The 4,912-nt window shown below is 35.4% G+C and carries 8 protein-coding genes; 3 read left to right on the top strand and 5 right to left on the bottom strand.

The genetic code is table 11. The features are described 5' to 3' along the window. Positions 1–228 precede the first annotated feature (228 nt). Entirely contained in the window at positions 229–711 is a 483-nt protein-coding gene (locus tag KI356_RS25275) for a DUF2975 domain-containing protein (RefSeq protein WP_128280388.1), read from the top strand. 10 nt (positions 712–721) lie between these two features. Beyond that, complete coding sequence (locus KI356_RS25270) at positions 722–937, top strand: helix-turn-helix domain-containing protein (RefSeq protein WP_002120300.1); 216 nt, start codon at positions 722–724, stop codon at positions 935–937. A 39-nt stretch (positions 938–976) separates the two neighbouring features. On the opposite strand, the gene KI356_RS25265 is transcribed toward KI356_RS25270, so the two are convergent. From KI356_RS25265 to KI356_RS25250, 4 genes are all read right to left on the bottom strand, one after another. After that, entirely contained in the window at positions 977–1,288 is a 312-nt protein-coding gene (locus KI356_RS25265) for a hypothetical protein (protein ID WP_002120303.1), read from the bottom strand. Positions 1,289–1,434: 146 nt separating this feature from the next. Beyond that, positions 1,435–2,016: a kinase gene (locus tag KI356_RS25260; protein ID WP_128280389.1), complete on the bottom strand. Its 582-nt coding sequence runs from the start codon at positions 2,014–2,016 to the stop codon at positions 1,435–1,437. Further along, positions 2,016–2,558 (bottom strand): GNAT family N-acetyltransferase, encoded by a 543-nt coding sequence (locus KI356_RS25255; protein WP_128280390.1) that lies wholly within the window; start codon positions 2,556–2,558, stop codon positions 2,016–2,018. The genes KI356_RS25260 and KI356_RS25255 overlap by 1 nt, the downstream gene beginning before the upstream one ends. Positions 2,559–2,573: 15 nt before the next feature. After that, on the bottom strand, positions 2,574–2,957 hold the full coding sequence (locus KI356_RS25250; protein WP_128280391.1) for a VOC family protein: 384 nt from the start codon (positions 2,955–2,957) through the stop codon (positions 2,574–2,576). 273 nt (positions 2,958–3,230) lie between these two features. Here KI356_RS25250 and KI356_RS25245 point away from each other — a divergent pair, with 273 nt between their 5' ends. Next, positions 3,231–3,479 carry a hypothetical protein gene (locus tag KI356_RS25245; RefSeq protein WP_000433610.1) on the top strand — a complete coding sequence of 83 codons (249 nt, stop codon included), beginning with the start codon at positions 3,231–3,233 and terminating at the stop codon, positions 3,477–3,479. A gap of 169 nt (positions 3,480–3,648) precedes the next feature. On the opposite strand, the gene KI356_RS25240 is transcribed toward KI356_RS25245, so the two are convergent. Further along, positions 3,649–4,758, bottom strand: a complete 1,110-nt coding sequence (locus KI356_RS25240; protein WP_212936812.1) for a lactonase family protein — start codon at positions 4,756–4,758, stop codon at positions 3,649–3,651. Positions 4,759–4,912: the final 154 nt, after the last annotated feature.

Raw genomic sequence — 4,912 nt, 5'->3', positions numbered from 1 at the left:
CACCAATCGGGCGTTTACGAGCAGCCCGACTCCCACAAATAGCGGGATAAAAAAACTTAATCGTTACTTTTAACATAACATCATTTACAGAAAGAAGGAACGATTATCTTCATTAAAATTTAAAATTGGTTTAACAATAAAAACACGATTAAAATAAATAAAAATTTATTGTTAAACGATAAATATCATGTTAGATTAAATAGATAATATTTAAATGAGGTGCTTTATATGAAACAAGGATCAACACTCTTTTTAAAGACAGCTATTATCCTTATTGGAATCCCTGTTCTTGCTTTATGTATATTTTTAGTCCCTAACATAGGGAACTATGCAGCGGAATTGTATCCCGATATTGCATATATAAAATATCTTATTTTAATCAATCTGTATGCAACAGTGGTACCTTTTTATTTCGCTCTGTATCAAGCTTTTAAACTTGTGAGCTATATTGACAAGGGTAACGCCTTCTCGAAATTATCTGTTAGAGCTTTAAAAAAGATAAAACACTGCGCAGTAACAATCAGTATTTTATATGTGGTAGGCATGCCACTCTTCTATCTTGTAGCAGAGAGAGATGACGCACCAGGTATTATTATATTTGGCATGCTCCTAATCTTTGCTTCAATGGTTATCGCAGTCTTTGCTGCCGTTCTCCAAAGACTTTTAAAAGATGCGATAGATATAAAATCAGAAAATGATTTAACGGTCTGAGGTGAATAACATGGCAATTATCGTGAATATTGATGTAATGCTAGCGAAAAGAAAAATGAGCGTAACTGAACTTTCAGAGAAGGTTGGAATTACAATGGCTAACCTTTCCATATTAAAAAACGGAAAAGCAAAAGCAGTTAGACTTACGACTTTGGATGCTATTTGTAAAGCATTAGAATGCCAACCTGGGGATATTTTAGAATATCAACCTGAAGATACCGAATAAAAAGAGTCCTTCTTGTATGAAGGACTCTTTTATTGCTTATTACGGTGCAAAATTAATTTGACCAGTAAATAATAAAATAATCGCGATTATCCAAAATATAAAGAACGATGAGGACAGTATTAATGAAATAATAGCAATCCCCTTCTTCTCTGTCTTTTTCGTCATTGTGATTATTGAAAGTATGATACCTACACCTGTTAGGGCAATCGTTATATAATCTCCCACTATATTACCTGCATTCGCTATCCTTGTCGGTGTTATAAAAACGAACAGAAAACACAAAATGCCGATGAGTAAAGATATATAGCTTATTATACTGTACTTCTTTTTGGGAACTATTTCGGTGTCCATCCTATCATCCCCCTTCTATATAATTATGAAATTATTTTAGCACAGATAACCAAAATTTGGATGGTATAAAAAAACAGATAAAGTGGACACTACCACTTTATCTGCCATTATATTTCTACTTAATAACTAATCCTACTATTTTCAAATTATTTTATGACTAAGTCCGCTCTCTTCTCCGGTGTTTCACTTTCCAAATAATAATCCTCTGCTTTCCAATACCTGTTTTTAAACTTTGCAAGGTTCTTCTGCGTTTCCTCACTCTCACGAAGAAACCTTGTCTCTCTTGGACAATCCAAATACACCATATAGTGAAAGAAATCTCTCCATTCTTTTCGCTGCAAAAAGACTCCTTCAATTACAATTACACCTACAATAGGAATCTGTACTTTTTTCATTTCACATGTATCGGTATCATCGCGGTAGAAAGGCAACTTCAAATTTGTTTCACTGTGTAACTTTTGAAAAAATTTCTGCCGCAGCCATTTAATATCCCATTGTAAATAATAATACTCATACCACTCTTCAAATCCTGTATGATAGCGTTTATTTCGCTCCACTATATGATCATCAATATGGAAAATATGAAACGGGATGCCCTCTTGTTTCATATTTTCCTTTAAATTTGTTACAAATGTTGTTTTTCCCGATCGACTTAAACCATCTATACCTAAAATAAATCTGTTTTCTGTATATTTCTTCATAACATTTATAAGTTCACTTGTACTCATTACTTCTGCCATTCTTCTTTTAATAATGAGTATAAAATTGTATCATGGGCAACACCATTTTGAATCATATGTTTTCGAAGTAACCCTTCTTCTTGAAACCCTGCTTTCAATAACAACTTTTGAGAAGCTTTATTTTCTACATATACGACAGCAGCGATTCTTATGAGCTGTAACGATTCAAATCCATAAGTTAAAATGGCCTGAAGCGCTTCAGATGCATATCCATTTCCCCAATATGTATCATCTAATTCATAACCAATTTCAGCCCTTTTGTGGTGATTGTTAATTAAATGAAATCCACACGTTCCGATTAATTGGCCGGTCCCCTTTTTCTCAATTCCCCAGCGAAACACACTTCCCTCTTCATAACGATTTTTGAACGTTTGAATCGTTGTTTTCGCTTGCTCAATATTTTCGAAAGAATCCATCCCGAAATAACGAATAACGGATTCTTTTGAAAAATAATGGAACATCGTTTCTGCATCTAATAGTGTAAGTTCTCTTAATAGTAAGCGTTCTGTTTCTAATTTTGGAAACCCCATCCTCTTTTTCTCCTTCTATTCTAATGAACTACAAATTTCAATATAATTACCGTCTGGATCGGCAATGTAGGCAATCGTTTGTCCCCACGGTTTTACGATTGGCTCAACTAGAACTTTCACCCCTTGTTCTTTTAATTTCTCAATCGTTTCCTTTACATCCTCTACAACAAACCCTATTTCAAAATGAGAAGATTGTAGTACACCTTCTGTAAGAGGTAGTCCTGTTAACTCCTTAACATCCTCTCGAGTATTCATCGCTAAAATTGTAGATCCAGTCTCAAACTCAATATATGTACCGTGCTCTGCTTTTATTGGTAACTGTAAAATATCTTTATAGAATTTTAAACATTCCTCAAACTTTTCTACATATAAAATGATGTATTTCATTTTCAAATCCATTTTAAATCCCCCTTTATCTATCCCCCTAAAAATTCGACAAATGTTTCAAATAACCTTGTTTCATAAGGACAAAAAAATGAGGCCGATTTCTCGGCCCCCAGCTTATTGGCATAAAACAGGAGATTTGGTTTGGACATAACCAGTTCTTACATTTATTATATTTTATTTTTTCTGAATTTTAAATATATTAAACACCTATTTATATTGAGAAAGTTTTTTTACTTGCATAAATTCATACCGCTTAAGAAATGCTACAAATGGAGGTGTATACATATGGAACCAATGCTATGTCCAAGCTGTAAAACGAACCGAACTCGCTTTAATATTCTTGAGCAACAAGTAAAACCAGTGAAATTAAATCCACAAACTGGTCAAGTAGAAGAAGAATACACAAATGAGACGATGAACGCTTTTCATATGGCTTATCAAGGACCTACTTACCGCGTCCAATGTGCTGTATGCGGGCTTGTTGAAAACCCAGAACAATTTATTAAACCTGCTCAAAATCAGTCTTTCTCTTAAACATTTTCCCTACCCCCTATCAATTTTCTATAGGGGGGTTTTTCCGTTTTACGTAAGTAAGGTGGACAATTGCTGTTTAATCAAAGGTTCCTAATTCATCTACATGTCTACTATTCATACACCGTCATATATTTTTCAATTTCACACGATTATAGTGAACCCAATAGAGTTAAAGAACAGCTAAGCCTTGCGACCCAAAGTAAGGAAAATTGGATGAAGCAACAACCTGCAACCTTACTAGACTACCATCACTTTGAATATTAAATGCTGACACTGTCCCCTGATTTCCGTTAAGGGTGTAAAAATGTCGTCCATCTTTACTCACTCCAACATCCATCGGAAGACCTGGTGCTGTCCCCGGCGGTGTACTAGTAATATGCCTCACTACTGACAGTACTCCATTGGGGGCAATCTGGTAGGTGGATATGGTGCCACTTAAAGTGTTCGTAGTATAGGCAAAACGTTCATCCTTCGTTGTTATAACCCAACAAGCAGTTTTATATCCGTTTTGTATAGAGCCGCTGATTACATGAAGAGTACCGTCATTGCTCAATGAATAAGATGACAACGCATTTGAAACTGCTTCTGTAACTAAGAGAATTCCGGACGATAGAAAGTAAGCACCCAATGGGCCTTTACCGTAAGAATCATTAACAATTGGTCCTGTAACCGTACCATCTTTATTTACATGGAAGACACTGAGATGGTTTGATGTAAGCTCGGAGACAACGATTTTACTACCATCCGGGGTGAAGAGAACTTGCGCGGGCTGAGCATTAAAGGTACTGAGAGCATGAGTGGATTCTGGAATATGTGTAAGGTTTCCCTTATCATCTATGTGAAATCCAGTAATATTTGATGCAAAATTGTTTGCAGCATTACCTACATTGGACACGTAGAGAAGATTATCATACACACCAATGCTATTGGGCTGAGCACCTCCTGATGGCTTTACATCCACGAAAATCGGCACCCCGTTATCTGCTATGATAAAACTACTGATACTATGACTGCCTGCGTTAACTGCAAATAGGAAACGACCATCACTGGACAAAGTCAGAGAACCTTGTGATGCTAGAGGATCTATACCATCGTTTGCCGTTTCTGTAGAAACTTCCTTTATACCAGTACCTCTTCCGTAAGTTCGGTAAGAACCTAAAAAGGTGAGCATTCCATTCGTATCCATATGAAAAGCAACAATGTGATTCATTACTTCATTATTAGTCATCATGTATACCATACTCGCACGAGCACGAAAATAATTGTTCATTCTCTGCATTTTATGACTTTCCCCCCTTCATAATTTTATATGGTTCTTTTTCCATTTAAATTCCCATGCAAATGGAAATTGATTTAGGAACAAATACTACTCACCTTGTAATTTCTTTAAGTGAAAACCTTATTCACTTTCATATTATATTTTCAACTCCACA

Source organism: Bacillus hominis (assembly GCF_018332515.1).
GTDB classification, from domain to species: domain Bacteria; phylum Bacillota; class Bacilli; order Bacillales; family Bacillaceae_G; genus Bacillus_A; species Bacillus_A hominis.
This window is presented reverse-complemented; position numbering and strand designations above follow the sequence as displayed.

Coding starts and splice junctions, on each gene's coding strand:
- KI356_RS25270 (WP_002120300.1), top strand. CDS start 722: ATGGCAATTATCGTGAATATTGATGTAATGCTAGCGAAAAGAAAAATG.
- KI356_RS25250 (WP_128280391.1), bottom strand. CDS start 2,957: ATGGATTTGAAAATGAAATACATCATTTTATATGTAGAAAAGTTTGAG.
- KI356_RS25245 (WP_000433610.1), top strand. CDS start 3,231: ATGGAACCAATGCTATGTCCAAGCTGTAAAACGAACCGAACTCGCTTT.
- KI356_RS25240 (WP_212936812.1), bottom strand. CDS start 4,758: ATGCAGAGAATGAACAATTATTTTCGTGCTCGTGCGAGTATGGTATAC.
- KI356_RS25275 (WP_128280388.1), top strand. CDS start 229: ATGAAACAAGGATCAACACTCTTTTTAAAGACAGCTATTATCCTTATT.
- KI356_RS25260 (WP_128280389.1), bottom strand. CDS start 2,016: ATGAGTACAAGTGAACTTATAAATGTTATGAAGAAATATACAGAAAAC.
- KI356_RS25265 (WP_002120303.1), bottom strand. CDS start 1,288: ATGGACACCGAAATAGTTCCCAAAAAGAAGTACAGTATAATAAGCTAT.
- KI356_RS25255 (WP_128280390.1), bottom strand. CDS start 2,558: ATGGGGTTTCCAAAATTAGAAACAGAACGCTTACTATTAAGAGAACTT.